A 25,367-nucleotide genomic window follows, 5' to 3' on the forward strand; every position below is an offset into this window, starting at 1 on the left:
CGTCCCTGTGGCGGCGGGCCATCCTCCCCTCGTGAGATATGGCCCTCAGTTACGTCACCTACACGGGGGACGGTGTCACCAAGAACTTCGCGGTCCCGTTCCCCTATCTCGAAAAGTCCCACGTCTACCCCACGGTCGGCGATACCATGCCGGCATTCACGTGGGTCAACGCCCAGACCGTCAGCTTCGCCGTCGCGCCCTCTGACGGCATCGGCATCAAAATCTTCCGCTCCACCCCCAAGGTCCTCCCCGTCGTCACCTTCTACAACGACCAAGCGGTGGACGTGGAGCGCTTCAACGATGCCATTCGGCAGGCCCTTTATGTGGCCCAGGAGCTTGAAGACCTCTCCGGCTCGGTCATCAATCAGTACGTCTCGGCCATCCAGACGGGTGCCTGGTGGTACGACGTCTCGGCGTCGATCCCTTACACCCCGCTGAAGGGCGAGTACGTCCTCATTCTCCCTGTCGTCCGCGATGTGCAAGTCCCCGCGAACTTCTCCGGGAGCCTTGCCTATGCCGCTACGGCGCCGGCGGAGAGGGCGCAGGTGTTCTCCATCATGCGCGACCTGACGTCCATCGGGACGCTCACCTTCGCCGTTGGCTCCAGCACCGGCGTGTTCTCTGGAAGCGCTGCGAGCATTCCCGCCGGGGCCGTGCTCCGCGTGGCCCTCACCTCGGAAGCCGACAGCGTCTTCAAGGACATCGGCATCACCTTGCGCACGACCAGAGCCGACGAATGAGCTACCTCGTCAAGACCTACAGGTCCGACCGAAGCAGCGAGATCAGCCGCTTCATGCCGCGCTACTGGACCCTGGACATGCCCCTTGAGGTGTCCGGCTCCATCCGAACCACGTCCTCGACGGCCATCCGGGCCGACGCTGTGTTCCGGCGCAACGGCGACATCACCGGCATCATGTGGCATTCGGACCACCCGTTCGATCACCCCCGCTTCAAATACGAGACCAAGAACAACTACACGGGCCTCGTCTGGACCTTCTCCATCTCCATCGGCGGAGACTGCCCGCGCCTCGACGCGCTCTATGGCGCCACGCTGGTGATCGACACCGGAGACGGCAAGACCTACAACGTCCGACTGTGGAACTATCGGACGGACAAGAACAACTCCGACCCGTACAAGCAGAAGATAACCATCCCGTTCACCTCCGACCTGTACAGCGGATATGGGGAGGTCACGGACGAGACCAGCGACGCCGAGAAGGAAGCCCGCCGCGTCCCGGTTACGGACATCGTCCGCCTCATGCTCCCCATCACGCCCAGGGATTACTTGGGCGGAGAGGCGACCCTGGGTTCTCCGCTCGCCAGCGGAACCCGGACTGTGACGGTTCAACTGAACAACGGCGCCACGTTGATGGGCGGCGACCTCATAACCGTCCCAACGTCGGATGGCGGCGGGTATGAGCTGGCGATTGCCGGCGTCACGGGCGAGGAGGGCGATCCTGTTGCCCACGGCTCCGATTGGGGCGACGTGGTCTTCGAGTGGTCCGCCCCCGAAGGCTTCACCAGCCCCACCTATGAGGTGAGCGTCAAGAAGCCCGATGGAACCTGGGCCGTTCTCGGGACAACCACCGAGACGTGGTTCGATTTCCCCGTCGAAGACAACGTCCCGATCTTCGACTACTCGCCCTCGTGGATCGAGTGGCGTGTCAAAGTGACGAGCGAGATGTCCTACTTCGTGGACGCCGCTTCCGCTGTCGCCGTGGACAATTCCTTCGTGACCGTCGTGGTGCCCTTCCTGGGCCAGTCCAATGCGGTGGGGCACTTCACGGAACTCTCCGGAAGCGGGCGGGACACGTGCTCTGCCGCCACCTTCCGGCGCAAGCTCGCTGAGCTGTACGGCATCCGTGCTGTCCGCGTCATGCCGCTGGAAGTGTGCTGGGGTTCCTCCGCTGCCGACCGTCAGGCTGATGACGACCCCATCAACGGCGTCAACTACTGGTGGGACCTCAACGAGGATAAGCCCGGTCCTCGCCTCCTCCAGGCCGTGGGCATCATCAACTCCATCGGCAAGGTGGCTCCTGTCGGCATCTGGGCGCAGGGCGAGAATGACGTCAGCTACACGGACGTCGGCTGGTCCGGGCATGGCAATCCCCAGCCCACCATCGACCGGATGAAGCAATCCTGGATCAAGATTTTCGCCTATCTCCGGGCCAACACCAATCCCGACATGACCCTGTACATCCAGAAGGTGTGCACGTCGTGGTACGGCGACCCGCCTTATCAGGTTCTCGTCAGCGCCTACGAAGCGGCGCGGGCAGCGCAGGACGACATCGCGGCCACTGATCCCCTGACCTACATCGGCGCCCAGAACCTCTGCTTCCAGCCTTCAGACTTTCTGAAGCAGGACATCACCTACATCCATTACGCCACGACCATCTACCACCAGCTCGCGAACCTCCTGGCGACGTCGATCCACGACAACCAGATGTCGCTGGACGGGACTGGCACGGCTCCTGGGATTGGGGACGTCCCGGCGGTGTATCTCACGCCGCCCATCGTGGACAATGGCGGGGGCTCCTACACCGTCCGCACGACCCGCGCCTATCTCGGCCCGGCCGTTGGGAGCGGGACGCGAGTGAGCGTCAAGACGCAGCTCAATGTCGCATTGGCGTCTCAGAACGAATGCTGGACGGCTGTCGAAGGCATCGTGGTCTCCGGCTCCAACACGACGCTCAAGATCGACCTGCGATACGAGCCGGCCCATTCCATGTCTATGACGGATGGGTATGACAACTGCTACAACTTGACGCCTGAGTTCGTGGCGGAGCGGACGTGGTCGCTGGGCTACCGTGGCCCATACGTCCTATACATGGGCATCTCGCACTTCCACAACTTCGATTGGACTGGTGAGAGGTGGCTCCTGCGCAAGACTGGGAGCCTCGTGAACTCCCCCACACGCCTGTGGTTCGAGGACTTCTGCAAGCAGCTCCAGAAGCGCAACTACGACCTGTGGGTGTCCATCTCCTACGAAATCCTTCAGTCCATCATGCCGGTGGAGTGGGCGCAGGTTAACGTGGATGGCGTTATGGCGACCACTGGCTGGAGCCCGCCCTCCGGCCTCGTCGAGCCCTCCAACTCGGAGGCCGCCGCATATCTCGCGAACGTCGCCATCCAGTTCCTCGGCATCGCCCAGGACAATGGGCTCGTCCCTCGATACCAAATCGGAGAACCTTGGTGGTGGGACGGCAGCTACACGGATAACAAGCCGTGCGTCTACAGCCTCGCGACCGTCACCAAGTACAACGAGGATACCGGCCTCTATGCCCCGGCGCCGTACATGGAGAGCACCCACCTCACTGAGGCGGAGCTTGAAGTTCAGCGGCCCTTCCTGGAATGGCTCGGCCGGCAGCTCGGAGAGAGCACCAACACCCAGATCGACATCGTCAAGGCGGCTTTCCCCAAGGCGCAGACGGCCATCCTGGTGTTCACCCCCCAGGTTCTCAACCCGACAGCCAACGCCTCGGCGATCATGAATCTGCCCCCGGCGGACCAGTGGGGGCCGAGCAAGTTCAACATCCTCATGATTGAGGACTACGACTGGGTCACCAAGGACTACGACACCGAGGCCCTCGGCGACGACAACTGGGCTCTCATGAAGGGGACCTGGGTCATGGCCAAGGAGACGCTGGGCTACCCGCTGTCCCGCATCTTCTACTTCTCGGGCTTCAACCTGTCGGCCTCGACCGACTGGAAGTGGGCCTATATCGACGCTGCGGCGGAGATTGGCCGCAAGAATGGCGCAGCCCACGTCTTCTTCTGGTCGCGAGAGCAAATCCTCCGCGACGGCTTCATCTATCAGCGGCGCACCACCCCCACCATCTCCATCCAAACCAACGCCAGAGTAACGTGATGTCCCCCACGGACACGGTGGACCTCGCTCTCCAGCGCGACCTCGGTCGCCTGGAGGGTAAGGTTGACGCCATCCAGAAGTCCGCAACCAACATTGAGACGAACCTCCAGGCCCTCGAAGAGGCCCACAACATGCGGCTTGCAGCCCTCGAAAAGCGCCAGTGGTACATCACCGGCGCCGCTGCCGCCGCCGCGTGGATCGCCTCTTCGTTCCTCGACCTCAGGGCATTGCTGGGGCGCCTCCTTTGAAAATCGACGCCAGCATCCTCGAACAGCTCCAGTCCCTCGTCGTCCTGGAGCTGATGAAACGCATCCAGGATGGGACGGCCACGGCCGGCGACCTCGCCACCGCCGTCCGGCTCCTTAAGGACAACGGCATCGACGCCAGGTCCAAGGACGCCACCGAGCTGGATGAACGCCTCGGAGCCCTGCTGCCGTTCAAGCCCGAACCCCCGAACCCCGACATTATCGGCTGATGGAAGCCTCGCCTCCCGTCTCGGTTCCCGGCTCCGCGCCGGACTGGGAACCCTACAACTCGTGCCTCGGCATCGGCTCCGCCTACTCCGTCTCCAACGAGGAGCGGCGCCGGCTGCCCAAGAAGCCGCCCATCGGCTTCGTCCACTTCCCCGACCCCAAGCCCGACAACAACTCCAAGGACTGACCCGACCTCATGCTTTCTGTGAACCTCTACCGGACCCCCTACGGCGACATCACCATGCGCGTGTCGCCCGCCGCGGGGAGCCACACCTACAAGCTCCGCATCAAGTCCATCGACGGCACCACGACCCTCCGGGACATCGTGTCGTCCACGGTGCAGAGCGACGGCTATAACGGACAGTACGTCGGCGCAGCCTGACCCACTAGGTAAAAATGTCTGATCTTCCCATCTGGCCTCCGTACATCTCGGAGGTGGAGACGGAAGGATACGCCCAGCTCGTCCCGGCAATCACCGGGGCGAGCATGGTGGGCCGTGTCGCCGTCTTCGATGTCCCGCTGTCCGGGGCTTCTGTTTCCATTCCCACTGGCGTGTTCTCCGACTGCTTCGCGCTTGGGGTGCATGTCCGTGTTCTTGAGGACATCGTCGGGCCTACCGCAATTCAGGTGGGTATCGCCGGCTCCACCACGCTCTTCAGCTCGGGTTCACACGTGCTGCCCTCCTTGGCGGCAGGCGCTTCCACCTGGATGCCCCCCTACTCCCCCGTGGATTTCTTCTGGGGCGGGGACCTCCCGGTCATCATCACCGCCGATGGCGGCGACTTCACCGCCGGCAAAATCCGCCTCGGCGCATATTCCCTCTGCCTTACGCCGCCCTCCGCGTAATCGCCTCCAGAGGCCGCAGGCGGGCAATCCCCCTCCAGGCTACCAGTATGCTCTGGAATTGCGGATGCCCGCCTGTGACCATCCCTGTCGATCCAGCGACCCTTGAACACCCGCACCCACCTCCTATCCTCGACCAGCAAGACCCCCGCTGACCCGCTGAAGGCGGACTTCCGAAACTTCCTCTGGCTCATCTGGCAGCACCTCAACCTTCCAGAGCCGACCCCGGTCCAGTACGACATCGCCCAGTTCCTCCAGCACGGCCCGCGCCGTCTGGTGATCGAGGCGTTTCGAGGCGTCGGCAAGAGCTGGATCACCAGCGCCTTCGTGTGCTGGCTCCTCTACTGCAACCCCCAGCTCAAAATCCTGGTGGTGTCGGCCTCCAAGGCCCGCGCCGACCAGTTCTCCGTCTTCACCCTGCGCCTCATCCGTGAGGTGGAGGTGCTCCGCTTCCTGGAGCCCAAGGAGGGCCAGCGCGAGAGCGCGGTGGCCTTCGACGTCGGACCGGCCCGGCCTGACCATTCCCCGTCCGTCAAGTCGGTCGGCATCACCGGCCAGCTCACCGGCTCCCGCGCCGACTACATCGTGGCCGACGACATTGAGGTCGCGAACAACTCCTCGACCCAGGTGCAGCGCGACAAGCTCGCCGAGACCGTCAAGGAGTTTGACGCCGTGCTCAAGCCGGGCGGACGGGTGATCTACCTGGGCACCCCGCAGTCCGAGCAGTCCCTCTACAACGAGCTTCCGGAGCGCGGATATGTCGCCCGCATCTGGCCGGCCCGCTACCCGACCGCCGACAAGCGCGAGAAGTATGGCGCCAAGCTCGCCCCGTTCATCGCCACGGCGCTTGACGAGAAGCCTTCGGTAGCAGGTCTCCCCACCGACCCGAAGCGCTTCACCCACGAGGACCTCCAGGAGCGTGAAGCCTCCTACGGCCGCTCGGGCTTCGCCTTGCAGTTCCAGCTCGACACGTCGCTCTCCGATGCCGACAAGTACCCGCTGAAGCTCTCCGACCTCATCGTCTTCTCCTGCGACCCATATCGCGGTCCAACTGACCTCGTGTGGGCGTCCGGGCCGGCTCAGGCCATAGACAGCCTTCCGGCCGTTGGCCTCGCTGGCGACCGCTACCACCAGCCGGCCTGGACCTCCAATCGCTTCGAGGAGTGGGAGGGCTCGGTCATGTTCATCGACCCCTCGGGCCGAGGCAAGGACGAGACCGCCTATGCCGTGGTCAAGACCCTCCACGGCCGCATGTTCCTCACCGCTGCCGGCGGCTTCCGGGGTGGCTACGACGCCAAGACCTTGGAGAGCCTCCTCCTGGTGGCCCGGCGCCAGAACGTCAACCTGATCCTCACCGAGCCCAACTATGGCGGTGGCATGTTCGCCGAGCTTCTCAAGGGCGTCTCGAAGTCTGTCTACCCTGTGCGGATTGAGGACGCCGAGTGGTCCAAGGCCCAGAAGGAAGCCCGGATCATCGACACCATGGAGCCCGTCCTGAACCAGCACCGTCTCGTGGTCGCCCCCGAGGTGATCGAGCAGGACTACCGCTCCACCGAGGACTACCGCCCGGAGGACCAGCAGCCTTACCGGCTCTTCTACCAGCTCACCCGCCTCACCGCCGACAGGGGCTCCCTGGGCCATGACGACCGCCTGGACGCCCTTGCGGGGGCCGTGGCGTACTGGTCGAAGGTGATGGCACGCGACACCGAGAAGGCCGCCCTGGACCAGCGAGAGCGTCTCCTGGACGCCGAGATCGAGCGCTTCATGCAGGGCGCCCTCGGCCGCAAGGCGGACCCCGAGCACTGGTCCTCCGGACTCATGCAGCGCCGCTTCGGCGGCCGATAGGGCCTGGGGCGGCCGGTGACTTTCCCGCCACTCTAGCCGGCAGGGGTGGGAAGGTTTCTCTTTAAGTGTCCCTTCAGGTTCCCTTGAAGGTATCTTGAAGTTCCCCTGAAGGGACACTTACAAGACCACTCCCTAACACAACCCATAACGATGGAGGCAACCCCGTTGGTTCGCTTCAGGATGCCGCTGGTGACCATCTTGGCGGTGTGGCTGGTCTTCTTCGGCCAGACCATCGGTCCCCTTCAGCAGGGGCGCATGGGCCTTCTGGAGGCTCTGTGGCTTCCGACCCCCTATGCTGTGGGGGTGGGTGTGGTCCTCGCTGCCCTCATAAGGTTCGTGACGCGGGGGCGGTAGCGGCCTTCCGCACCCCACCGGCGATATTTGCCGGAAATTTCTGAACGCCACTCGATAGATAAAAGCTCGCGCGGAACCCCCCGTGGCCCGTCCCGCGCGTCGCGTGCGCCCGGCTTGCCGTTTCGCGCGTGATACGGAATGCCGCGCGTGGGCGATTGTCACCGGGATTTGTCACCGGTCGGCCGCAAACCCGCATGGATGCTGGATTGTCAACGGATATAGCATCCGTGCACCGGCTGGGCAACGCCCTGGCTCTCCGCTGGCACGGGGCCTGCAACGCGCGGAGGCGCCTGGGTGTGGGCCGTGCGCGATTTCCGCCGTGTGTTTCCGGCTATCTGTCATTTTGTCGCACCCGCCCACAAACCCCTTGCATGGCCCCTCAAGGGCACTGCAAGCCTCCGCTAACCCATTGACCGAACAGGGGCAATCTGACTTATCCACAAGATACGTCAGAACGGACTTGACGGCTGAACGTACCAACGCTAGATTGGAACCATCGAAACACGGGGAGCCCACGACATGAGCACCGAGATTGAAGCAATCCTCCGCGACGCACTCAGGATCGCGGACCGGGATAAGCAGGCGGACACGACGACAGCCGAGGGCCTGCTTTCCTACCTTGCCAGCCGCTTCCCTAACGACGTGGAAGACCTTCTGGCGAAGGCGGAGGGCTCGACCAATGAGTGAGGCCATTCGCGAAGAAGCCGCCCGCCACCTGAAGGCATTCGACATGCGCCGGACGGTGGATGGGGTGGATGCCCTGGCGGAGTTGCACGGGCTGAAGCCCTATGTGGGACGGAAGGGCGCGGGGGTGTGGGAGTGCTGGGCGGACCGAGTTCTTGAAGTCGCCATATGCCCCAAGCGGGCGGGGGAAGAAGAACTGGCGAGCCGGAAGGCGGAGGCCGACACCTATTCAGGGAACTGGAGGCCGCTCGACGACGCACATCTCGCTTGATGAAAAAGTACGTTAGAATGGACTTGACGGCTGAACGTACATCGTCTAAGGTCCAAATCACCAGCTAGGGCGGCAGCCCCGAGGGCCTTGATAGAGGCTCCACCGCAAGGTGGAGTAGAGGCGAGGCCCTCCAGATTGCCACCAGGGCTCCACCGCAAGGTGGAGTGGAGGCAAGGCACCCGGTCCCACGGGCAAGCAAATAGTGGGGCGGCATCCTGCACAACGTCGAATGGCGAAGGGCGAGGGGTGCGGACGCGACAGGGCATTGACCATGCGGAGCCTGCAAGTCGCGTGAAGGAGCAAGGGGGCGGTGCAATGCGGCCCCCATCGCTTCCTTGGCGCCTTCGGGCGCTTCCGAAGGCCACACAGGGGCGCCTGTGATACGTTCAAGCGGATCATCCGTGCGAGCGAACCGCGCCGCTGTGTGGCCTCCGCAAGCGATTTAGGAGGCTTGAAAATGGCTTACGAAAACTCCGACAACGGCGCCCATCTGGGCGGGTACACGGAAGAATATATGGCGGAGCCGGATGGCCCCTTTGCCGCCCTCCATATCAGCGTCAAGCCGGGGACGGATTTCGACACGTGCTTCCGTGCATTCGACCACGACAACCAAGAATATATCTGGATTAAGGGATGGCGGCGGGATTTCACGGCCATTGAAGACTGTCTGGAGGCTTGAAAATGTACCCGACAAATCCAGCAACCGCCTTCGCCATGGCGACAATCATGCCCATCGCCTTCACCCTGGCGGTGGTGGTCTGCACCTATCGTGCCATGCGGATCATGTGACCATGCTTCACCTTGGCAAGAACTCCAGCGCTTCCGTATTCATTTCACGGGAGGGGGCCAAACGCGCGGCTTCAGCCATTGGGCGGGAGCGCAGCGCCTCGGTTATCCCCGCCGTGAAGCGGGAGGCGGACCGGTCAACCTCAATCGGCTTCGTGGTGCGCTACAGTGACGCCACAGGTCTCATTCATTTCGCCTGAAAGTACGTTCAAGCGGACCATCCATCGGAGTGAACACAATGCCTGCGGACATCTATGAGCAACACGACAAGGCGTTTCGCGACGTGTCGGCCTTCGTCATCCTCAAGGACGGCGAGCGGGTTGCTACCGTCGCCTTGAAGTTCCCCAAGGACGGGGCGGGACGGCTTTGGGCATACGTCCATTGGCTCGGGCTGCCCATGGTGCGCGGCTATGCCGGGGGCTTCGGCTATGACAAGCGCTCGGCTGCCGTCGCCAGCGCAATCCGTCATATCGCGGATGCGGAAGCCGAGGGGCATCGGTACGCCGCGCCGGAGGAAAAGGCACTTCGAGCCGCTTTCACCGGCGCCCTGGAGGGGGACAGCGGGCACGACTGGGCGTGTCGTCTGGAACGGGCGGGCTTCGCCGTCCTGCAAGCCGTTTGAGGAGAGGCGTGACCATGGAACCGAATTGCGAGAAACACCCGCTGCACCGGGGAACCTACATCGTCTATGACGCCGCAGGCTTCGCTTTCCGCGCCTACAAGGTTGGGAAGACGTGGTGGGCCAAGCCCTCCCACTTGCGGGCCTCGGTGGATCGACGCATGCGCTGTGACGACACCTTGCGCGGACTGTGCCGGGAAATCGGTCGGTCTTATTGGGTGCCGCCTGCGGTCAACGCGAAATGACCATGGAAGGCGCCGCTATGCGCCCGCATCCGCTATCCGGGCAAAAGCCCCATCCTATTCGGCACGACAACCGTGCGGCACGACGCGCCATTGCATGAGGTGCAAGCGGCTCTGGTCGCCAACATCGACGATTGCTTGCCGGGTGGGTGGGAAATCCTCTCACTGCTTCCCGGCGCCATCGTCTTCGTGCCGGAGGAATAGCCGCAATCTCAAGGGGCGAGGTGTGTCCTTGCCCCTTCGGAGTACGGCTGAACGGATTATCCGGGAGAACGAACTATGTCTGCAACCGCCTTCGATCCGGCGCCGCCGGTCAACTGCCGCTATGGGGCGCCCATGGGCCGCCGAAGCAACGCCTATCTTGAAACTTGCGCCGGCCGGCTCCGGCTGGTCCGCGTCCCTCTCGATGCCGGGGGCTATGACAAGGGCGGGGCCTATTGGGGCCTGGGCGAGCCGCTTTATTGCGTCGCCGACCAGGACGGGAACACGGCTTACCTTCGGGCGAAGAGCCGGGAATATGCGAAATCCGTCATCCTGGCCGACTGGCCCGAAGCGGCGTTTTACAGGTGAGGTATGCGGGGAAGGGGGCGGAACGCATGAGTCATTTTGACTCATGTGCCAGCAAAGTGGGCAGGTGTCTCTAATTTGCCACATACAAAGTACACCTGCCCCTTTGCGAGGGAACTAGATGATTTTCGTTCCCGATCAGGGACTTTGACATGAACCAAGTGCATCACAGAGGCAGCACTTTTTTCCAGCCCGACCCGCGTTTCTATGAAACGGTGTGGGGGTTCCTCAACAGAACGGAACCGCAGGCGCTGGAGGGTTTGGATGATTGGGAAGAGGCGTTGCTTGAAGACCAGCAGCGGGCCTTGGAGGCGGCGAGGGCGCAAGGCGTCCCCACCATAGACCTCCCAGCCCCCGAATGGCTAGGCGCCCCTTCGGCCATAGCGTTCCCAACGGCATTCCTGTTGGACTTCTATCCGGCCAATCCGTAGCCATCCCTCGACGTGTTCTCGCCGGTGTGGTACGTCTGGGCGGATAGTCTATGGAGATGGATGAAATGGCTGACCGTACTTTGACCGAACGTGAGGCCAAGGCCCTCACCACCCTGACGACGGCGCTGGAAGCGCTGCACGACGTCCACGATGAAATGACCATCCGGACGGCGATCACCTTCCTGCGCCTCGCACTGGACCAAGGGACCACGCAAAGCGATTTGGCTCGGTACTACGGATGGCCGAAGACCTCCGTCAACCGGAACATCAAGCTCCTACAGGACAAGGGGGTTCGAGGAAACCCAGGCTTGGGGCTTCTCGACCTCCGTGCCGATGACGTTGACGAGCGAGCAAAGCCCGTTGGCGTTAGCCCCAAGGGTGCGAGGCTCATACGCACCCTGGACCACATACTCTCGGGAGTAACAGAAGGTGGCAATTCGTGAGAAGGGCGGGAAATTTCTCGCCGACTTCATGGTGGACGGGACGCGCTACCGTGAGGTGTTCGGTTCGCGTCCGGAGGCGGAGGCGTGGGAGCTGAAATGCCGCGCCGCGCTCAAGCTGGGCCAGCCGGTGCCCCGGAAGGAGTTCAACCCGGCTGTCGCGGCGGGAGGTCTCCGCACAATGCGGGGGCTCATGGAGCACGTTTGCAAGGTCCACTGGAAGGACGCCAAGTCGGCGGCCGATCAGTTGCGAAACGCGAAGCGCTTCGTGGACTTCGTGGGCGGCAACATCCCGCCGGCCTCCGCCTTCACGGTGGAGAACCTGGGCGCCTTCGTCGAGATGCTGAAGACCTCGGGATGCTCGAATGGCACCGTCAACCGCTATCTATCGAACGTCTCGAAGATGGCGAGCGTGGCGCTGAAGGCGGACCGGATCACCAAGATGCCGGAAATCCCCTGGCAGAAGGAGGGGCCGGGCCGCACCATCGCTTTCACGCGGGACGAGGTGGAAGCGATCATCAAGCTCGCGACCCGCTGGGGCTATCAGCGGGAGGCGGATATGTTCCAGTTCCTCATAGACACGGGCTGTCGCCTGGGGGAGCTGACCAAGGTCCGGTGGGGGGACTTCAACGCCGACCTCACGGCCGTGACGTTCGCTCGTGACATCACCAAGACGTCGCATGACCGGACCATTCCGCTCTTCCCCACCACCACGGAAGTGATGAAGCGATGCCGCCTCGTCACGGGTGACCTGGAGCGCCCCTTCCAGGACACTTCACCGGCCCGGCTGCGGAAGGTGTGGTACCGCATAAAGGAGAAACTGAAGCTCCCGGATGAAACCACAATCCACACCCTCCGCCACACCCGGTGCACGTGGTTTGCTCTGGAGGGGTGGGACTTCTGGCGCATCCAGAAATGGATGGGGCATTCGTCCCTTGCGACAACTCGCCGCTACACGAACTTGGTGCCTAATGACCTCGACGCCATGGTCCACGGGCGGGACGACTCGCATTTGTCACCGGATCAGCGGTGACAAATCCCGGTGACAAAACCAGCAAACGGCCACAATCGGTGACAAAGCGTGGCAGCGCTAAGTCACTGAAATGATTGGAGGCCACGGCCAGAATCGAACTGGCGTACACGGATTTGCAGTCCGCTGCGTAACCACTCCGCCACGTGGCCTCACGAGCGCGTGTTCTTAAGGCGTTCGCCCAGACCGCGCAAGCACCGGTTCGGATTGTCCCCGTCTTCGCAAACGCGGTGGGTCAGCGCAGGGCGTGCCGCAGGAGCCGGCGGGCGACACTGGTCAACGGTCCGGCGAGCGTGGCCTCGATCAGCGGTCCCACAAGCCTGATCCGCATCTGCACGCTTTTCTTCATGTGGGGCGCTACCGCTTTCAGGTCGTCCCAGGCGCGGAGGGCGCGGGCGAAGTCGGCGGCCTTCGAGGCTTGCAGGAACTCGCTGCGCAGGATGCTGGTGAAGCGGGGGGCAATCACATCCCGGCCCCAGAAGAGCCCTAGGCGGGGTTCGTCCGGATGCGCCTCAATGAGCTTGTGGAAATAGATCATCCGCGAGCGCCCCATGCGGGCGCTGAAGGAGGTCGATTCCGGATAGATGCGCCACATGGTGACGGACTTGTCGAGATAGCAGCTCTTCACGCCCATGGAGTACAGGCGGACGAACAGGTCGTCGTCCTCGTAGCCGGACAGGCGCTCGTCGAACAGGCCCGCGTCGAGCATGGCCTGCCGGTCCACCAGCGAAGCGCCCGGCAGGATGAACATGTCGTGTTGCAGGCACTGCATCAGGGACCGCTTGGGATGCGGCGTGGGGACCTGATCCAGGCAATGCTCTGTAATGAGGCGGCCGTTCCGGTCGATCTGGTCGAGGTTGCCGTAAACCAGCCCGAGCCGACGAATCTCGGCGTCGACGAACGGCTGGTGCAGCGCCGCCAGATGATCCTCGTACCAGATGTCGTCCTGATCCAGCAGCGCGATGTGGGAACACGTGGTCGAGCGGATGGCCAGATTGCGCGCGGACGACTGCCCGCCATTCGGCTTGTGCAGCAGGCGCACGGGATGATGACGCGCGACTTCCTCGACGATGGCGGGGCCCTCGTCGGTGGAGCCGTCGTTGACGACGATCACCTCATCAGCCGGTCGGGTCTGGCCCAGTACGCTGTGGAGCGCCGCTTCAATGAACGGTGCGCCATTATAGAGTGGAATGACCGCAGCAATCCTAATCGACAATCGGCGGCTTCCTCGTCAGCGCTCGCATCGGCGAACCATTGGCCCACCGCCCCTTTTACCCAAGGGAAGAATGTGCGTCGAGGGGGCGGGTGGTTCCGAGTACCGCATCGGCCGGTTTCGTCGGGTTCAAAGTGCTTTCGAGCACATCCCGGAAAAGGGGCGCGCCGTCACAAAATGGAATCACCACCGCTGCGGTTGCGGCGAGACTTCACATGCAACCAACTTCCAATTGCGTATATAAATCGCAGCATCCGAAGGTATCAAAAGTGGTAAATGGTGGCCGCAGCTCATAGATCCAAGGCGAAATCTCTCCACCGCGCCGGGCGTTACTAAGTCGCAACATTTTCAGCTATCGACACAAGCGTGGAGTGCCCTATACCGGTACCGCCCAAAGGGCTGTCAAATCGGGGGCTGCCATGAGGATTCTTCACGCCACGTCCATCGCACTGGTGTCCGCCTTCACCCCATGGCTAGCAGGATCGGCATGGGCCCAGTCCTGCCCTGCAGCCTGGAACTCGTCATCGGTCTACACGGCGGGCGCGCAGGCCAGCGAAAACGGCATCATCTACCGTGCCAATTGGTGGACCCAGAATCAGGACCCCGCCACCAACAATGGGGGATCAGGCACCGGGCAGCCGTGGACCCAGTCCGGATCGTGCTCCAGTTGCACCGCTGTGCCGCCGGTCCCCAAGGGCCTCGCCGCGTCCGGCACCACCGGCAACGCGACGACGCTGACATGGACCCCGGTGACGGTCGCGAACTGCACCATATCCGCCTACCAGATCTATATGAATGGCGCCCTGACGACGACCTCGTCCGGCGCCAGCGTGACGGTGTCGGGCCTGACGCCGCTCACCTCCTACAGCTTTGCCGTTGCAGCGGTCGATTCGGTCGGTGCGTCGGCCAAATCGGCGCCGGTCACCGTCACCACCCTCAGTGGCCCGCCGCCCAGCACGGCCAGCACAGGGACGATCAATTTCCATCTGCTGCTGGGTGTCGGCACCGCCCAGGACTCGCTCACCCTCACAGGTGGGAATTACGACGACCTGATCATGTCAAATATCGTCGCCGGCGTGCTGCTGGGCCATCTCATCGATGAAGGCTTTCCCGGCATCCAGTACAACAAGGATTATCTCTACGGATCGATCTTCGCCCAGCTGCTTCAGGAAAATATCGCGACCCAATACTATAAGTCGAGCAGCGACCTCATTGATCCGAATGCAAACCAGCAGGCGGTCATGGGCGTCGGCCAGGGCGGCCCGTACCAGATCAACAACTATGCCGCCGACATGGTCTCCGGCAGCTACCAGCCCAAGGGCCATTCGCTCATAAATTATGTGGCGATCCAGAAGAATATCGGCTTCACCATGGCCAATGCGGCCACACAATACACCAAGGCGACGCCGGCCTCCTTCAACAACAAATACTATGGCCCGGCCCTGGTGGCCTACTTCCACTACAACGACCTGGTTGCGCTGAACGTCACCGGAAAGGGCGCGGGAGGCTGGACCACCCCGTGGGAGCCGGCCTTCGATACGGCGCTCAAGAACTTCACGACACTGCCGAACAGCTTCCTCGATGTGATCCTGAACGTCGCCTACAATCAGGGCTTCTACGGACCGCTCGTGTCCCGCTACAGCAATCTCGGCGCCACGGCGACGGCCGCGACCGTCACATCGGTGAACAGCTATAGTTCAGCCTGGGGAAGCTCGGATACCTACGTTCAGTATCCGTATCAGGTCCATTATTACCTGGACCAGCTCTACAACAACCCGATCCCGACCACGAGCCCGTCCCTGAAGACCACGCCGACCAACAGCGTCGTCTTCAACATGAGCGCGCTGGCCAACGTTTTCTCGAGGGTTGCCCAGACCCTGTCCTATTCCAACGGCACCAACCCCGCGCAGTTCTACACCGCAGCACAGGCGAACGCGGCGTTCTCGTCGGCGCTGACCAAGCTCAAGGTCGCAAGCTCGGCCAAGCTTGACCTGAGCAAGGCAACGGCCCGGGCGACCATCTTCTCCGTCATCGACGCGGCGCTTGCCAACCTCGAAGCCGCGAGCGGCATGAAGTTCATCAGCACCACTGACAAGCAACTCTGATGCACGTCCGGAAGGCGGGGGGCGGGTTTTCCCGCAGGCTCCGCCTTCCGCTCAGCTGTTGCCGTAGGGGATGATGCGCGTGGTGTCCTCGCCCTTGTGGAAGGCGATGGCGAGGCGGAAGCTGTGCGCCATCCGCTCGGCATGGGCGATGGCCTGCTGGGCTGCATCGGGCGGCAATACCTCAAGGGCGGTCGGGCGGAACAGGGCGAGCCAGCGCGCGAATTGCGGTTCGCCCGCATCGCTGCCGAGCGCCAGGTGCGGCGGCAGGGGGCGGCCTTCGTAGCGGCCGGACTTCAGCAGCACCGAGGACCAGAAGTCGCACATCTTGGCGAGATGGACCGGCCAGGCCTCGTCGGCGATGCGACCGCCGAAGATGGGGCCGAGCAGGGCGTCCTTTTGCACGCGCGCATAGAAAGTATGGACCAGACGACGGACCGCGGCTTCGTCGAGCCCCTCGGGCTGCGGTTCCTGCGATGCAGGCGGGGAGGGGATGTTGGTTGCCGTCATGCGTCGCGCCTCCTCGGCTGCGGCCGGTGCGCGGGTCGATCCGCGCGTTCGTCAGGGTTGAGGACACTCCCGCCGCTGCCGGCCGGGAACCATGCGACTTGCGGCCACATGAGCCCGTCCGCGCAGCCGCCGCTCCCGAGGGGCGCCTTGCAAAAGGGGCGGCAATATGGCTCTTGAGCCCGACGGCACGGGATACGCCTCCGCTGAGCGCCCCGGGCCAAGGGGATGGCCGGAGACGGGAAAATGATCGATTACGTCGAGCTGCGCCGCGGCATGGTGGATAGCCAGGTGCGCACCAACAACGTCACCGACCCGGGCATCGTCGGTGCGATGCTGGAAATCCCCCGCGAGCTTTTCGTTCCGGCCCAGCTCAAGTCGCTCGCTTATATCGACGACGACCTCGCTCTGACCTCCGGCAGCCCGACCCGCTACCTCATCGAGCCCATGATCCTCGCGCGCCTCATCCAGGAGGCGGACGTGCAGGAGCATGACCATGTGCTCGATATCGGCGGCGGCACCGGCTATTCGGCCGCCGTTCTCTCCCGGCTCGCCCAGCAGGTGGTGGCCGTGGAAGAAGATGCCGGCCTCGCGGCCACAGCCACAGCCACGCTCGCCGAGATCGGCGTCGCCAATGTCGCGGTGATGCAGGGCCCGCTGAACGCGGGATGGAAGGCGGAAGCCCCCTACGACCTCATCCTCCTCAACGGCTCGGTGGACGAGGTGCCGGCCGCCCTGTTCGATCAGGTGAAGGAAGGCGGACGCCTTGTCGCCGTCGTTGGTCACGGCGGGGCGGGCAAGGCCTGCGTGTTTACCAAGGTGGCGGGTTCCGTGAGCGAGCGGGTCGCCTTCAACGCCGCCGTTCCCGCGCTTCCCGGCTTCAAGGCCGCGCCCCGCTTCACTTTCTGACCACTGTGGCGCGTTTGCCGCGGTAGGCCGAAAACGCCGCTTCCATCGAACCGATCGGTTTCGGATCGGGAGCGGGACCGATATCTTACCGAAAAGTTACCGCGCGGCAGAGTCGGTGCGGCGAGTCTGCATGGCCGTGTCGGATCGGGAGATTGGGATGTCGGTTGCAAAGCGCATTCGCCGAAGCGGTGTTGCATGTTTGGCGGGCGTCAGTGTCTTTGCTTTGGCTATGGGTGTCGCGTCTGCCCAGTCGCTGGATCAGGCGCTGGCCATGGCCTACACAAACAACCCCACGCTGAACGCCCAGCGCGCAGGAACCCGCGCCACGGACGAAACCGTGCCGCAGGCTCTGTCCGGCTATCGCCCGACCCTGAACGCCACCGCGCAGGCCGGGCCGGAATTCGCCAAGCAGCAGGCGTCCGGCGTCAAGACCAACGGATGGATCTGGCCGCGGTCCTTCGCGCTGAATGCCGCCTATACGCTGTTCAACGGCTTCGTCACCGCCAACCAGACCCGCAACGCTGAATCGCAGGTGCGGGGATCGCGCGAGACGCTGCGCAACACCGAGCAGACGGTGATGCTGAACGGCGTCACAGCCTACATGAACGTCATCCAGGCTATTGCCCTTCTGGAACTGCAGAAGCAGAGCTTGGCGGCGTTCCAGCAGGAATTGCGCGCCACGCGCGACCGCTTCAACGTCGGCGAGGTGACCCGCACCGACGTGGCCCAGGCCGAAGCCCGGGTGGCGGATGCGCAGTATCAGGTGAGCCAGGCGGTCGCGAACCTTTCCACGGCCCGCGCGAACTACCGGCAGGTGATCGGCGTCGAGCCGGGCAAGCTCAGCACGCCGCGTTCCATCGAGTCCACGTTGCCGGGGTCGGTGGACAAGGTGATTTCCACCGGGCTCAGCCGGCACCCGGCCATCAAGGCATCGGAGTTTGCGGTCGACGCGGCGATGTTCCAGGTCAAGGTGGCAGAGGGCGGCCTGTCACCGAACCTCACGCTGCAGGGGCAGGTTGTGCAGGGCTACGACCAGAATCTGGCCGTCGATTCCCAGACCGGCGCCGCTGTGACGCTGAGTCTCTCGGTGCCGATCTACCAGGGCGGCGTCGAGTACGCGAACATCCGTCAGGCCAAGGAACTGCTGACGCAGGCGCGTATCGAGGTGGACGTGAACCGCGACACCATCCGCGCCCAGGCCGTGCAGTATTGGGGTGCGCTTGAGGCCGCGAAGGCGCAGATCCAGGCGGCTCAGGCGTCCGTCGCCGCCAACACGCTCGCCCTTGAGGGCGTCCGCGAGGAATGGCGGGTCGGCCAGCGCACCACCACCGACGTGCTGAACGCCCAGCGCGACCTCACCAATTCGCAGTCGTCCCTGGTCGTCGCCCAGCGCGACCGGGTGGTGGCCGCCTATGCGCTGATCTCCACCATCGGCCGGCTGGATGCCCTGTCGCTGGGTCTGAAGGTGAATTATTACGACCCTCGCGTGCATTACAATCAGGTGCGCGACAGCTGGGCCGGTGTTCGCACGCCTGACGGCAAATAATCCCCAAGACGCCCCTGCGACAGTTGTTGCTGCCAACTGAGGCGGTGCCATACTCCCTCTACAACTGGCGATTCTCTCCGTCGGCTTCCGGATGCGGATAATTTCCGCATCCGGAAGTCCGCCGGTTCGTCTTCGGCCGAGGTCGGGACATGGCTGCGAGCCCCAAGGTGCAGGAACCGTCGATGGAAGAAATCCTGGCCTCCATTCGCCGCATCATGGCGGATGACGAGCAGCCGGCGGCGCACGCCGAGGCGGCTCCCCGCCGCGGCGAAAATTCGCCTTCCGGCGATGGGCGCCCCCGCCGTCCGCCGGAGCCCCGCATGGTGGCGCAGCGGCAGGCGCCGCCTGAGCCGCCGCCTATTCCCCGCCGTCCCGCTCCGCGCGATGCAACGCCGGTTGCCGGTGCCTATGCGGCGGCGCCGCGGCCCGCGTCACGTCCGGCAGCGCCTGTGCGTCCCGCGGGCGAGCGTCCTGTCGCAGAAGCGCCCGCAAGGCAGCAACGTCCGTGGCTGGATGAACAGGATGAAGCGGTCTTCGCCGAGGCCGCCGCGGCCCTACGTCAAGCCCGCCACGAGCCTCCTCCCGCGTCACAGCGCGCAGAACCGCGCCCGGTGCAGCAGCCGACCTATCCCGACCATCCGGTGGAGGAAATGGAAGATCGCCACGAGCCTGCCGCGGCCCAGCCCCAGCCGCGGCCCCTGCGCCCGCAGCCGGCGTCTTCTGCTTTCGAGGACCATCGTCCGGTGCAGCCGGCCGGCGATGGCCATCCCGCGGAGAGCGTGCGCCGTCGCGACCTGCTCTCTGCCAATGCGGATGCTGCGGTGATGGCCGCCTTCCGCAATCTCGGCGACGTTCTGCTGCCGCAGAAGGAGCGCACGGTGGAAGATCTCGTGAAAGAGATTCTCCGCCCCATGCTCAAGGACTGGCTGGACGCCAACCTGCCGACCATCGTCGAGGATCTGGTGCGGGCCGAGATCGAGCGCGTCGCCCGCCGCCAGCGTTAGGCCCGCGGGCCTCGCCACACACCTCTCTTTCCATTCCCGTGCGGCCGGCGTGTTGACGCCGGACCGCGCGTCCGGCTTAAACGCCGGCTGACCCGTTCCGACCACAGCGGACGCGGAGCCGGCCCGGCGCGCTGCGTCGGCGACGGCCGAGCGGCGCCGCGGAGTCCCGTTCATGCTGGAAAAAGTCTTCGATCCCGCCGCCGTTGAAGATCGCATCGCCGATCGCTGGGAAAATGCCGGCGCGTTCCGCTGCGGCCGTCCCGAGCGCAAGGACGCGGAAGGCTTCTCCATCGTCATCCCGCCGCCGAACGTCACCGGCTCCCTGCACATGGGCCACGCGCTCAACAACACGTTGCAGGACGTGCTGGCGCGGTTCGAGCGCATGCGCGGCAAGGACGTGCTCTGGCAGCCGGGCACCGACCACGCCGGCATCGCCACCCAGATGGTGGTGGAACGCCAGCTCGCCGCCCAGAAGCTGCCCGGCCGCCGCGATCTCGGCCGCGAGGCCTTTATCGAGAAGGTGTGGGCGTGGAAGGCCGAATCGGGCGGCACCATCGTCAACCAGCTGAAGAAGCTCGGCGCCTCCTGCGACTGGTCGCGCGAGCGCTTCACCATGGACGAGGGGCTGTCCCGCGCCGTCCTCAAGGTGTTCGTGCAGCTCTATCGCGAAGGGCTGATCTACAAGGACAAGCGCCTCGTCAACTGGGACCCCAAGCTCATCACCGCCATCTCGGACCTCGAGGTGCTGCAGGTGGAGGTGAAGGGCAATCTCTGGCACCTGCGCTATCCCATCGAGGGCGAGAAGGACCGCTTCATCGTCGTCGCCACCACCCGGCCCGAGACCATGCTTGGCGACACCGCGGTTGCGGTGCACCCGGATGACGAGCGCTATCGCGACCTCATCGGCAAGCACGTCATCCTGCCGCTGGTGGGCCGGCGCATTCCCATCGTCGCCGATGAGTATTCCGACCCGGAGAAGGGCTCCGGCGCGGTGAAGATCACCCCAGCGCACGATTTCAACGACTTCGACGTGGGTCGCCGGCACGATCTGCCGATGATCAACGTGCTCGACGCCGAGGCGCGGATCGACCCGCAGGGCATCCAGGACGATTACGCCGAGCGGCCCGAGGCTTATGTGGATCTGCCGGACGCGGCCGGCGTGCTCACCCATCTGGCGGGCATGGACCGCTTCGCCGCGCGCAAGCACATCGTCGAGCTGCTCACCTCGCTGGAGCTGCTGGAGACCATCGAGCCGCACACCCACATGGTGCCCCACGGCGACCGCTCCAACGTGGTCATCGAGCCGTGGCTGACCGACCAGTGGTACGTGGACGCCAAGACCCTCGCCCAGCCGGCGCTGGCGGCCGTGCGCGAGGGGCGCACCACCTTCGTGCCGAAGAACTGGGAAAAGACCTATTTCGAGTGGCTGGAGAACATCCAGCCCTGGTGCATCTCGCGCCAGCTGTGGTGGGGCCACCAGATCCCGGCCTGGTACGACCCCTTCGGCAACGTCTTCGTGGCCGAGGACGAGGACCAGGCGTTCGAAGAGGCGCTGGCCCACAATGTCGGCAACGAGAGCCTGTCGCCCGAGGAGGCGCAGGCGCTGATCGACGACGCGGACAAGCGGGCAGGGTTCCTTACCCGCGACGAGGACGTGCTGGACACGTGGTTCTCGTCCGCCCTGTGGCCCTTCTCCACCATGGGCTGGCCCGACGAGACGGCCGAGCTGAAAAAGTTCTATCCCACCAGCGTGCTGGTGACGGGCTTTGACATCATCTTCTTCTGGGTCGCCCGGATGATGATGATGGGCCTGCACTTCATGGACGGCGAAGTGCCGTTCAGGGATGTCTACATCCACGCCCTCGTCCGCGACGAGAAGGGGGCGAAGATGTCGAAGTCCAAGGGCAACGTCATCGACCCACTCGACCTCGTGGAGAAGTACGGTGCGGACGCCCTGCGCTTCACGCTTGCCGCCATGGCGGCGCAGGGGCGCGACATCAAGCTCGCCACCTCGCGCGTGGAAGGCTACCGCAACTTCGCGACCAAGCTCTGGAACGCCGTGCGCTTCGCACAGATGAACGGCTGCGTGCGCGCGGACGGGTTCGATCCGGCGAAGGTGGAGGGCACCCTCAACCGCTGGATCATCGGCGAGGCCGCGCGTGCGTCGTCAGAGGTGAGCGAGGCGATCCTCGCCTATCGCTTCAACGAGGCGGCCGGCGCGGTCTACCGCTTCATCTGGAACGTGGTGTGCGACTGGCACCTGGAACTGGCGAAGCCCGTGCTCTCCGGCCCCGACGGCGCCGCCAAGGACGAGACCCGCGCCGCCACCGCCTACGTGCTCGACGTGGCCATGGGCCTGCTGCACCCGTTCATGCCATTCCTCACCGAGGAATTGTGGTCGGAGACCGGCAAGGAGGGGCCGGCGCGCACCAGCCTGCTCGCGCTGGCGCCGTGGCCGGACCTTTCCGGCCTCGAGGCGCCTGACGCCGAGGCTGAGGTGGGCTGGGTGGTGGACCTCATCACCGAGATCCGCTCCGTGCGGGCGGAGATGAACGTGCCGGCCGGTGCGCAGGTGCCCCTCGTGCTGGTGCAGCCCGGCGCGGAGACGACCGCGCGCGTGGCCGCCTGGGACGACGCCATCCGCCGCCTCGCCCGCCTGTCCGACGTTTCGGTGTCCGATCAGGTGCCCGCCAGCTCGGTGCAGATGGTGGTCCGGGGCGAAGTGGTGGCCCTGCCACTCGCCGGCGTGGTCGACCTCGGCGCGGAGCTGGCCCGCCTGCGCAAGGAAGAGGGCAAGCTCGACCAGGAGGTCGCCCGCATCGACGCCAAGCTAGGCAACGAGAGCTTCGTCGCCCGCGCGCCGGAAGAGGTGGTGGAAGCCGAGCGCGAGAAGCGCGAGGAATACATCCTGCGCAAGGAGAAGGTCCGCGCCGCCATCAGCCAGCTCTCCGCTGGTGCCTGAGGGCTCGGCTTTCCGAAACGTCAATGGCGAGTGGCCGAGGCGCGGGGGCAAGTGTTGCCGCCGCGCCTCAGTTTTTGCCGACCGTCTTGATCATGGTTAAGACTTGAACTTTCCGGCCGCCTTCTTGCAGGGTCTTGGCGCCTGTTATTGTGACAGAGAAGACACACTCCCGATCCTTTGAACGTGCTGGGTTCCCGTAGGGGCCTTACGCCGCGAACTCGCCACAAAACGACATGAAATCGAACCTCAACGCGCTGCGGTGAGCGTAACCCGGAATGTGTTTCCGGCCGCCGCGCCTGAGGTGGGTCCTGATGGACGGTCGTTGCACATGGCGAGAGGATGCCCCGGCGGGCGGCGCCGGGCTTCGCCCGAAAGGTCGCCTCAGAGGTGCCGCTGCTCGGCCTTTCCTCGGCCCCGATATTGCCGCCGCGTCAGTTCACCTTCCGTCCATCATGAATTCGGTTGCGACACACGGGACATTTCGGGGCGCGGTGAACGGCACGGTGAGCGCGCCGCGCCGCCAGCGCCGGGTGCGCGTGCCTGCCGCGATTACCGGCGTGCTTTTCCTCGCCGTGGCTGGTCTTGCGGCCGGACGCGCCCATGCCTTCGACGGCACCGCGCAGACCCTCCAGCCTTACGAGATGCAGCCGCTGACGCCGCCGGCCAACGTGCCGCTGGCCCCGCAGGTGCGTCCCGTGGACGAGGCCTTCCGCACCGGCGCGCAGGCGCTCCGCGCGGGGCAGACCGCCAAGGGCATCGACGCCCTCGGCTATGCCGCTGCCCAGGGCCACGCCATGGCCCAGTGGAAGCTCGGCCGCATCTATATGGACGGCGACGGCGTCAAGCGCGACGACGCCAAGGCGTTCGAATATTTTCAGAAGATCGCCAGCAGCCACGCCGAGGATTATCCCGGCACCGCTCAGTCGCGCTTCGTCGCCAATGCCTTCGTGGCGCTGGGCTCCTATTATCTCGTGGGCATCCCCTCCGCCGGGGTGAAGCGCGATCCCTCCCGGGCGCGGGACATGTTCTCCTATGCCGCCTCCTACTTCGGCGACGCGGACGGGCAGTACCAGCTCGGCAAGCTCTACCTCGAAGGCGTCGGCGGCCCCCGCGACGCGCGCAACGCCGGCCGCTGGCTGACGCTCGCTTCTCAGAAGGGCCAGTACGAGGCCCAGGCCACCCTCGGCGTGCTGCTCTTCCGCGGTGACGAGGGCGTGCCCCGCCAGCGGGCCCGTGGCCTGATGTGGCTGACGCTGGCCCGCGATTCCGCCGTTCGTCCCGAGGACAAGTGGGTGGTGAACGCCCACGAGCAGGCTTTCGCCGAGGCGACGCCGGACGAGCGCGAGAAGGCGCTCGGCTATCTGGAAGTGTGGCTGAAGACGGCGAAGCGCTGAGGTTTACGAGTCGGAGGGGCGTTCGCCGTCGTAGCGCGGCAATCCTGCGCCGAGATCATGCGCCATGTGCAGCGCCGAGCTGACCCAGATGTGATGGGTTGGCGGCACGCGGTCGGGATCGTCCAGCGTACCGATGGTGACGTCCACATCAGCTTCCCGCGCCATGTCGAACACGATCGGGCTGCCGCAATGGCCGCAGAAGCGCCGGATGACGCCGGGGCTCGATTCGAAGATGGCAGGCTCGCCGGAGATGAAGGTGACATCCTCCCGCGCCACGGAGACCCAGGGCAGGGCTGCGGAGCCGGAGGCGCGGCGGCACATGGTGCAGTGGCACCAATAGGCGCTTTTCACCCGCTCAAGCCGGTAACGCAGGCGGCCGCACAGGCAGCCGCCTTCTAAGGTCGTCGTGTCCCCCGCCATTTTGTCCTCACGCCGCGATGGAGAAGTCGGCCCACACCGGCACATGGTCGGACGGCTTCTCCCAGGCGCGCACATGCTTGTCGACGCCGGTGGCGATGAGCCGGTCGGCCGCCTGCGGCGACAGCAGGAGGTGGTCGATGCGGATGCCGTTGTCCCGCTGCCAGGCGCCGGCCTGGTAATCCCAGAAGGTGAACAGCCGGCCGGCATCGGAGGTGGCGCGCAGGGCATCCGTGAAGCCGAGATTGAGCAGGGAGCGGAATGCCTGCCGGGTGCGCGGCAGGAACAGGGCGTCGCCCGTCCAGGCCGCGGGATCGGCGGCGTCGCGCGGTTCGGGAATCACATTGAAGTCGCCGGCGAGCACCAGCGGCTCCTCCAGCTTCAGCCGGTCGGCCGCGAAGGCGGACAGGCGCTCCATGAAGCCGAGCTTGTAGGGGTATTTCTCGGTCTCCGGCGGGTTGCCGTTGGGCAAATAGATGCAGGCCACCCGCACCACGCCGCCCTTCACCGACACCACCGCCTCGATGAAGCGCGCCTGCTCGTCGCCGTCATCGCCGGCGAGGCCGTGGGTCACGTCCTCCAGCGGCAGGCGGGAGAGGAGGGCGACGCCATTGAACCCCTTCTGCCCATGCACGCTCACGTTATAGCCCAGCGCCTCGAACGCCTCCTTCGGGAAGGCCTCGGTCTGGCACTTGATCTCCTGGATGCAGACCACGTCCGGCCGGGTCTCGCCCAGCCAGCGGACCGCGTGGTCGAGACGCTGGCGGATGGAATTCACGTTCCAGGTGGCGATGCGCATGGGATGGCGGCTCCTTCGCGGCGGAGGATACGCCGGCCCGGCGGGGAGGCAATGGGGCGGA

General features: G+C 64.8%; 28 protein-coding genes and 1 tRNA gene. 24 read left to right on the top strand and 5 right to left on the bottom strand.

Annotated elements, in window-relative coordinates:
* The first annotated feature begins 38 nt into the window (after positions 1-38).
* The 18 genes from EJ105_RS18535 to EJ105_RS18620 all read left to right on the top strand — a co-directional run bounded on the left by EJ105_RS18535 (position 39) and on the right by EJ105_RS18620 (position 12,456).
* Entirely contained in the window at positions 39-740 is a 702-nt protein-coding gene (locus EJ105_RS18535; RefSeq protein ID WP_250167507.1) for a phage tail fiber domain-containing protein, read from the top strand.
* The gene (locus tag EJ105_RS18540) at positions 737-3,868 is read left to right on the top strand and encodes a non-contractile tail sheath protein (protein ID WP_250167508.1); all 3,132 of its coding nucleotides are present in this window, start codon (positions 737-739) and stop codon (positions 3,866-3,868) included. The genes EJ105_RS18535 and EJ105_RS18540 overlap by 4 nt, the downstream gene beginning before the upstream one ends.
* Entirely contained in the window at positions 3,868-4,116 is a 249-nt protein-coding gene (locus EJ105_RS18545; RefSeq protein WP_250167509.1) for a hypothetical protein, read from the top strand. The genes EJ105_RS18540 and EJ105_RS18545 overlap by 1 nt, the downstream gene beginning before the upstream one ends.
* Entirely contained in the window at positions 4,113-4,343 is a 231-nt protein-coding gene (locus EJ105_RS18550; protein WP_250167510.1) for a hypothetical protein, read from the top strand. The genes EJ105_RS18545 and EJ105_RS18550 overlap by 4 nt, the downstream gene beginning before the upstream one ends.
* Positions 4,343-4,528 carry a hypothetical protein gene (locus EJ105_RS18555; RefSeq protein WP_250167511.1) on the top strand — a complete coding sequence of 62 codons (186 nt, stop codon included), beginning with the start codon at positions 4,343-4,345 and terminating at the stop codon, positions 4,526-4,528. Before EJ105_RS18550 ends, EJ105_RS18555 begins: the two co-directional genes overlap by 1 nt.
* 9 nt (positions 4,529-4,537) lie before the next feature.
* Positions 4,538-4,723 (top strand): hypothetical protein, encoded by a 186-nt coding sequence (locus tag EJ105_RS18560; RefSeq protein WP_250167512.1) that lies wholly within the window; start codon positions 4,538-4,540, stop codon positions 4,721-4,723.
* Between the two features lie 14 nt (positions 4,724-4,737).
* Positions 4,738-5,187 carry a hypothetical protein gene (locus EJ105_RS18565; protein WP_250167513.1) on the top strand — a complete coding sequence of 150 codons (450 nt, stop codon included), beginning with the start codon at positions 4,738-4,740 and terminating at the stop codon, positions 5,185-5,187.
* A gap of 102 nt (positions 5,188-5,289) precedes the next feature.
* Positions 5,290-7,029, top strand: coding sequence for a phage terminase large subunit (terL, locus tag EJ105_RS18570; RefSeq protein WP_250167514.1), 1,740 nt, complete (start codon positions 5,290-5,292; stop codon positions 7,027-7,029).
* Positions 7,030-7,218: 189 nt separating this feature from the next.
* Entirely contained in the window at positions 7,219-7,383 is a 165-nt protein-coding gene (locus EJ105_RS18575; RefSeq protein WP_250167515.1) for a hypothetical protein, read from the top strand.
* A gap of 519 nt (positions 7,384-7,902) precedes the next feature.
* On the top strand, positions 7,903-8,070 hold the full coding sequence (locus EJ105_RS18580; protein ID WP_250167516.1) for a hypothetical protein: 168 nt from the start codon (positions 7,903-7,905) through the stop codon (positions 8,068-8,070).
* The gene (locus tag EJ105_RS18585; protein WP_250167517.1) at positions 8,063-8,338 is read left to right on the top strand and encodes a hypothetical protein; all 276 of its coding nucleotides are present in this window, start codon (positions 8,063-8,065) and stop codon (positions 8,336-8,338) included. Before EJ105_RS18580 ends, EJ105_RS18585 begins: the two co-directional genes overlap by 8 nt.
* 457 nt (positions 8,339-8,795) lie before the next feature.
* Entirely contained in the window at positions 8,796-9,017 is a 222-nt protein-coding gene (locus tag EJ105_RS18590) for a hypothetical protein (protein WP_250167518.1), read from the top strand.
* A gap of 345 nt (positions 9,018-9,362) precedes the next feature.
* Positions 9,363-9,746, top strand: coding sequence for a hypothetical protein (locus tag EJ105_RS18595; RefSeq protein WP_250167519.1), 384 nt, complete (start codon positions 9,363-9,365; stop codon positions 9,744-9,746).
* An 8-nt stretch (positions 9,747-9,754) separates the two neighbouring features.
* The gene (locus EJ105_RS18600; protein WP_250167520.1) at positions 9,755-9,988 is read left to right on the top strand and encodes a hypothetical protein; all 234 of its coding nucleotides are present in this window, start codon (positions 9,755-9,757) and stop codon (positions 9,986-9,988) included.
* A 276-nt stretch (positions 9,989-10,264) separates the two neighbouring features.
* A complete protein-coding gene (locus tag EJ105_RS18605; RefSeq protein ID WP_250167521.1) occupies positions 10,265-10,555 on the top strand; it encodes a hypothetical protein in 291 nt (96 codons plus the stop codon).
* A 149-nt stretch (positions 10,556-10,704) separates the two neighbouring features.
* Entirely contained in the window at positions 10,705-10,983 is a 279-nt protein-coding gene (locus EJ105_RS18610) for a hypothetical protein (protein WP_250167522.1), read from the top strand.
* Between the two features lie 65 nt (positions 10,984-11,048).
* Positions 11,049-11,426, top strand: a complete 378-nt coding sequence (locus EJ105_RS18615; protein WP_234049865.1) for a MarR family transcriptional regulator — start codon at positions 11,049-11,051, stop codon at positions 11,424-11,426.
* Between the two features lie 28 nt (positions 11,427-11,454).
* A complete protein-coding gene (locus tag EJ105_RS18620) occupies positions 11,455-12,456 on the top strand; it encodes a tyrosine-type recombinase/integrase (RefSeq protein WP_250167523.1) in 1,002 nt (333 codons plus the stop codon).
* Positions 12,457-12,531: 75 nt separating this feature from the next.
* Here EJ105_RS18620 and EJ105_RS18625 read toward each other — a convergent pair.
* Positions 12,532-12,605 (bottom strand) — tRNA-Cys (locus tag EJ105_RS18625).
* An 83-nt stretch (positions 12,606-12,688) separates the two neighbouring features.
* Positions 12,689-13,669, bottom strand: coding sequence for a glycosyltransferase family 2 protein (locus EJ105_RS18630; protein ID WP_250167524.1), 981 nt, complete (start codon positions 13,667-13,669; stop codon positions 12,689-12,691).
* Between the two features lie 416 nt (positions 13,670-14,085).
* Here EJ105_RS18630 and EJ105_RS18635 point away from each other — a divergent pair, with 416 nt between their 5' ends.
* Complete coding sequence (locus tag EJ105_RS18635; protein WP_250167525.1) at positions 14,086-15,771, top strand: fibronectin type III domain-containing protein; 1,686 nt, start codon at positions 14,086-14,088, stop codon at positions 15,769-15,771.
* A gap of 51 nt (positions 15,772-15,822) precedes the next feature.
* Here EJ105_RS18635 and EJ105_RS18640 read toward each other — a convergent pair whose 3' ends face one another.
* The gene (locus EJ105_RS18640) at positions 15,823-16,278 is read right to left on the bottom strand and encodes a group III truncated hemoglobin (RefSeq protein WP_250167526.1); all 456 of its coding nucleotides are present in this window, start codon (positions 16,276-16,278) and stop codon (positions 15,823-15,825) included.
* A gap of 243 nt (positions 16,279-16,521) precedes the next feature.
* On the opposite strand from EJ105_RS18640, the gene EJ105_RS18645 reads away from it, so the two are divergent.
* The 5 genes from EJ105_RS18645 to EJ105_RS18665 all read left to right on the top strand — a co-directional run bounded on the left by EJ105_RS18645 (position 16,522) and on the right by EJ105_RS18665 (position 24,090).
* On the top strand, positions 16,522-17,184 hold the full coding sequence (locus EJ105_RS18645; protein ID WP_250167527.1) for a protein-L-isoaspartate O-methyltransferase family protein: 663 nt from the start codon (positions 16,522-16,524) through the stop codon (positions 17,182-17,184).
* Between the two features lie 157 nt (positions 17,185-17,341).
* On the top strand, positions 17,342-18,730 hold the full coding sequence (locus EJ105_RS18650; protein WP_250167528.1) for a TolC family outer membrane protein: 1,389 nt from the start codon (positions 17,342-17,344) through the stop codon (positions 18,728-18,730).
* A 611-nt stretch (positions 18,731-19,341) separates the two neighbouring features.
* Complete coding sequence (locus EJ105_RS18655) at positions 19,342-19,734, top strand: PopZ family protein (RefSeq protein WP_250167529.1); 393 nt, start codon at positions 19,342-19,344, stop codon at positions 19,732-19,734.
* 172 nt (positions 19,735-19,906) lie between these two features.
* On the top strand, positions 19,907-22,696 hold the full coding sequence (locus EJ105_RS18660; protein ID WP_250167530.1) for a valine--tRNA ligase: 2,790 nt from the start codon (positions 19,907-19,909) through the stop codon (positions 22,694-22,696).
* A 503-nt stretch (positions 22,697-23,199) separates the two neighbouring features.
* Positions 23,200-24,090 (top strand): tetratricopeptide repeat protein, encoded by an 891-nt coding sequence (locus EJ105_RS18665; protein ID WP_250167531.1) that lies wholly within the window; start codon positions 23,200-23,202, stop codon positions 24,088-24,090.
* Positions 24,091-24,093: 3 nt separating this feature from the next.
* Here the strand turns inward: EJ105_RS18665 and EJ105_RS18670 are convergent, their stop codons facing one another.
* Positions 24,094-24,510: a GFA family protein gene (locus EJ105_RS18670; protein WP_250167532.1), complete on the bottom strand. Its 417-nt coding sequence runs from the start codon at positions 24,508-24,510 to the stop codon at positions 24,094-24,096.
* 7 nt (positions 24,511-24,517) lie between these two features.
* Positions 24,518-25,306 (bottom strand): exodeoxyribonuclease III, encoded by a 789-nt coding sequence (gene xth / locus EJ105_RS18675; RefSeq protein WP_029558554.1) that lies wholly within the window; start codon positions 25,304-25,306, stop codon positions 24,518-24,520.
* Between the last annotated feature and the right edge of the window lie 61 nt (positions 25,307-25,367).

The sequence above is a fragment of the Xanthobacter aminoxidans genome (genome assembly GCF_023571765.1).
GTDB classification, from domain to species: Bacteria; Pseudomonadota; Alphaproteobacteria; order Rhizobiales; family Xanthobacteraceae; genus Xanthobacter; species Xanthobacter aminoxidans.

Excerpts from the sequence above, each read along its gene's own strand:
- EJ105_RS18650 (WP_250167528.1), top strand. The coding sequence starts at position 17,342 with ATGTCGGTTGCAAAGCGCATTCGCCGAAGCGGTGTTGCATGTTTGGCG.
- EJ105_RS18640 (WP_250167526.1), bottom strand. The coding sequence starts at position 16,278 with ATGACGGCAACCAACATCCCCTCCCCGCCTGCATCGCAGGAACCGCAG.
- EJ105_RS18605 (WP_250167521.1), top strand. The coding sequence starts at position 10,265 with ATGTCTGCAACCGCCTTCGATCCGGCGCCGCCGGTCAACTGCCGCTAT.
- EJ105_RS18610 (WP_250167522.1), top strand. The coding sequence starts at position 10,705 with ATGAACCAAGTGCATCACAGAGGCAGCACTTTTTTCCAGCCCGACCCG.
- EJ105_RS18565 (WP_250167513.1), top strand. The coding sequence starts at position 4,738 with ATGTCTGATCTTCCCATCTGGCCTCCGTACATCTCGGAGGTGGAGACG.
- EJ105_RS18660 (WP_250167530.1), top strand. The coding sequence starts at position 19,907 with ATGCTGGAAAAAGTCTTCGATCCCGCCGCCGTTGAAGATCGCATCGCC.
- EJ105_RS18595 (WP_250167519.1), top strand. The coding sequence starts at position 9,363 with ATGCCTGCGGACATCTATGAGCAACACGACAAGGCGTTTCGCGACGTG.
- EJ105_RS18545 (WP_250167509.1), top strand. The coding sequence starts at position 3,868 with ATGTCCCCCACGGACACGGTGGACCTCGCTCTCCAGCGCGACCTCGGT.
- EJ105_RS18590 (WP_250167518.1), top strand. The coding sequence starts at position 8,796 with ATGGCTTACGAAAACTCCGACAACGGCGCCCATCTGGGCGGGTACACG.
- EJ105_RS18645 (WP_250167527.1), top strand. The coding sequence starts at position 16,522 with ATGATCGATTACGTCGAGCTGCGCCGCGGCATGGTGGATAGCCAGGTG.
- EJ105_RS18560 (WP_250167512.1), top strand. The coding sequence starts at position 4,538 with ATGCTTTCTGTGAACCTCTACCGGACCCCCTACGGCGACATCACCATG.
- EJ105_RS18620 (WP_250167523.1), top strand. The coding sequence starts at position 11,455 with ATGGTGGACGGGACGCGCTACCGTGAGGTGTTCGGTTCGCGTCCGGAG.
- EJ105_RS18670 (WP_250167532.1), bottom strand. The coding sequence starts at position 24,510 with ATGGCGGGGGACACGACGACCTTAGAAGGCGGCTGCCTGTGCGGCCGC.
- EJ105_RS18555 (WP_250167511.1), top strand. The coding sequence starts at position 4,343 with ATGGAAGCCTCGCCTCCCGTCTCGGTTCCCGGCTCCGCGCCGGACTGG.
- xth (WP_029558554.1), bottom strand. The coding sequence starts at position 25,306 with ATGCGCATCGCCACCTGGAACGTGAATTCCATCCGCCAGCGTCTCGAC.
- EJ105_RS18580 (WP_250167516.1), top strand. The coding sequence starts at position 7,903 with ATGAGCACCGAGATTGAAGCAATCCTCCGCGACGCACTCAGGATCGCG.
- EJ105_RS18585 (WP_250167517.1), top strand. The coding sequence starts at position 8,063 with ATGAGTGAGGCCATTCGCGAAGAAGCCGCCCGCCACCTGAAGGCATTC.
- EJ105_RS18540 (WP_250167508.1), top strand. The coding sequence starts at position 737 with ATGAGCTACCTCGTCAAGACCTACAGGTCCGACCGAAGCAGCGAGATC.
- EJ105_RS18535 (WP_250167507.1), top strand. The coding sequence starts at position 39 with ATGGCCCTCAGTTACGTCACCTACACGGGGGACGGTGTCACCAAGAAC.
- EJ105_RS18635 (WP_250167525.1), top strand. The coding sequence starts at position 14,086 with ATGAGGATTCTTCACGCCACGTCCATCGCACTGGTGTCCGCCTTCACC.
- EJ105_RS18615 (WP_234049865.1), top strand. The coding sequence starts at position 11,049 with ATGGCTGACCGTACTTTGACCGAACGTGAGGCCAAGGCCCTCACCACC.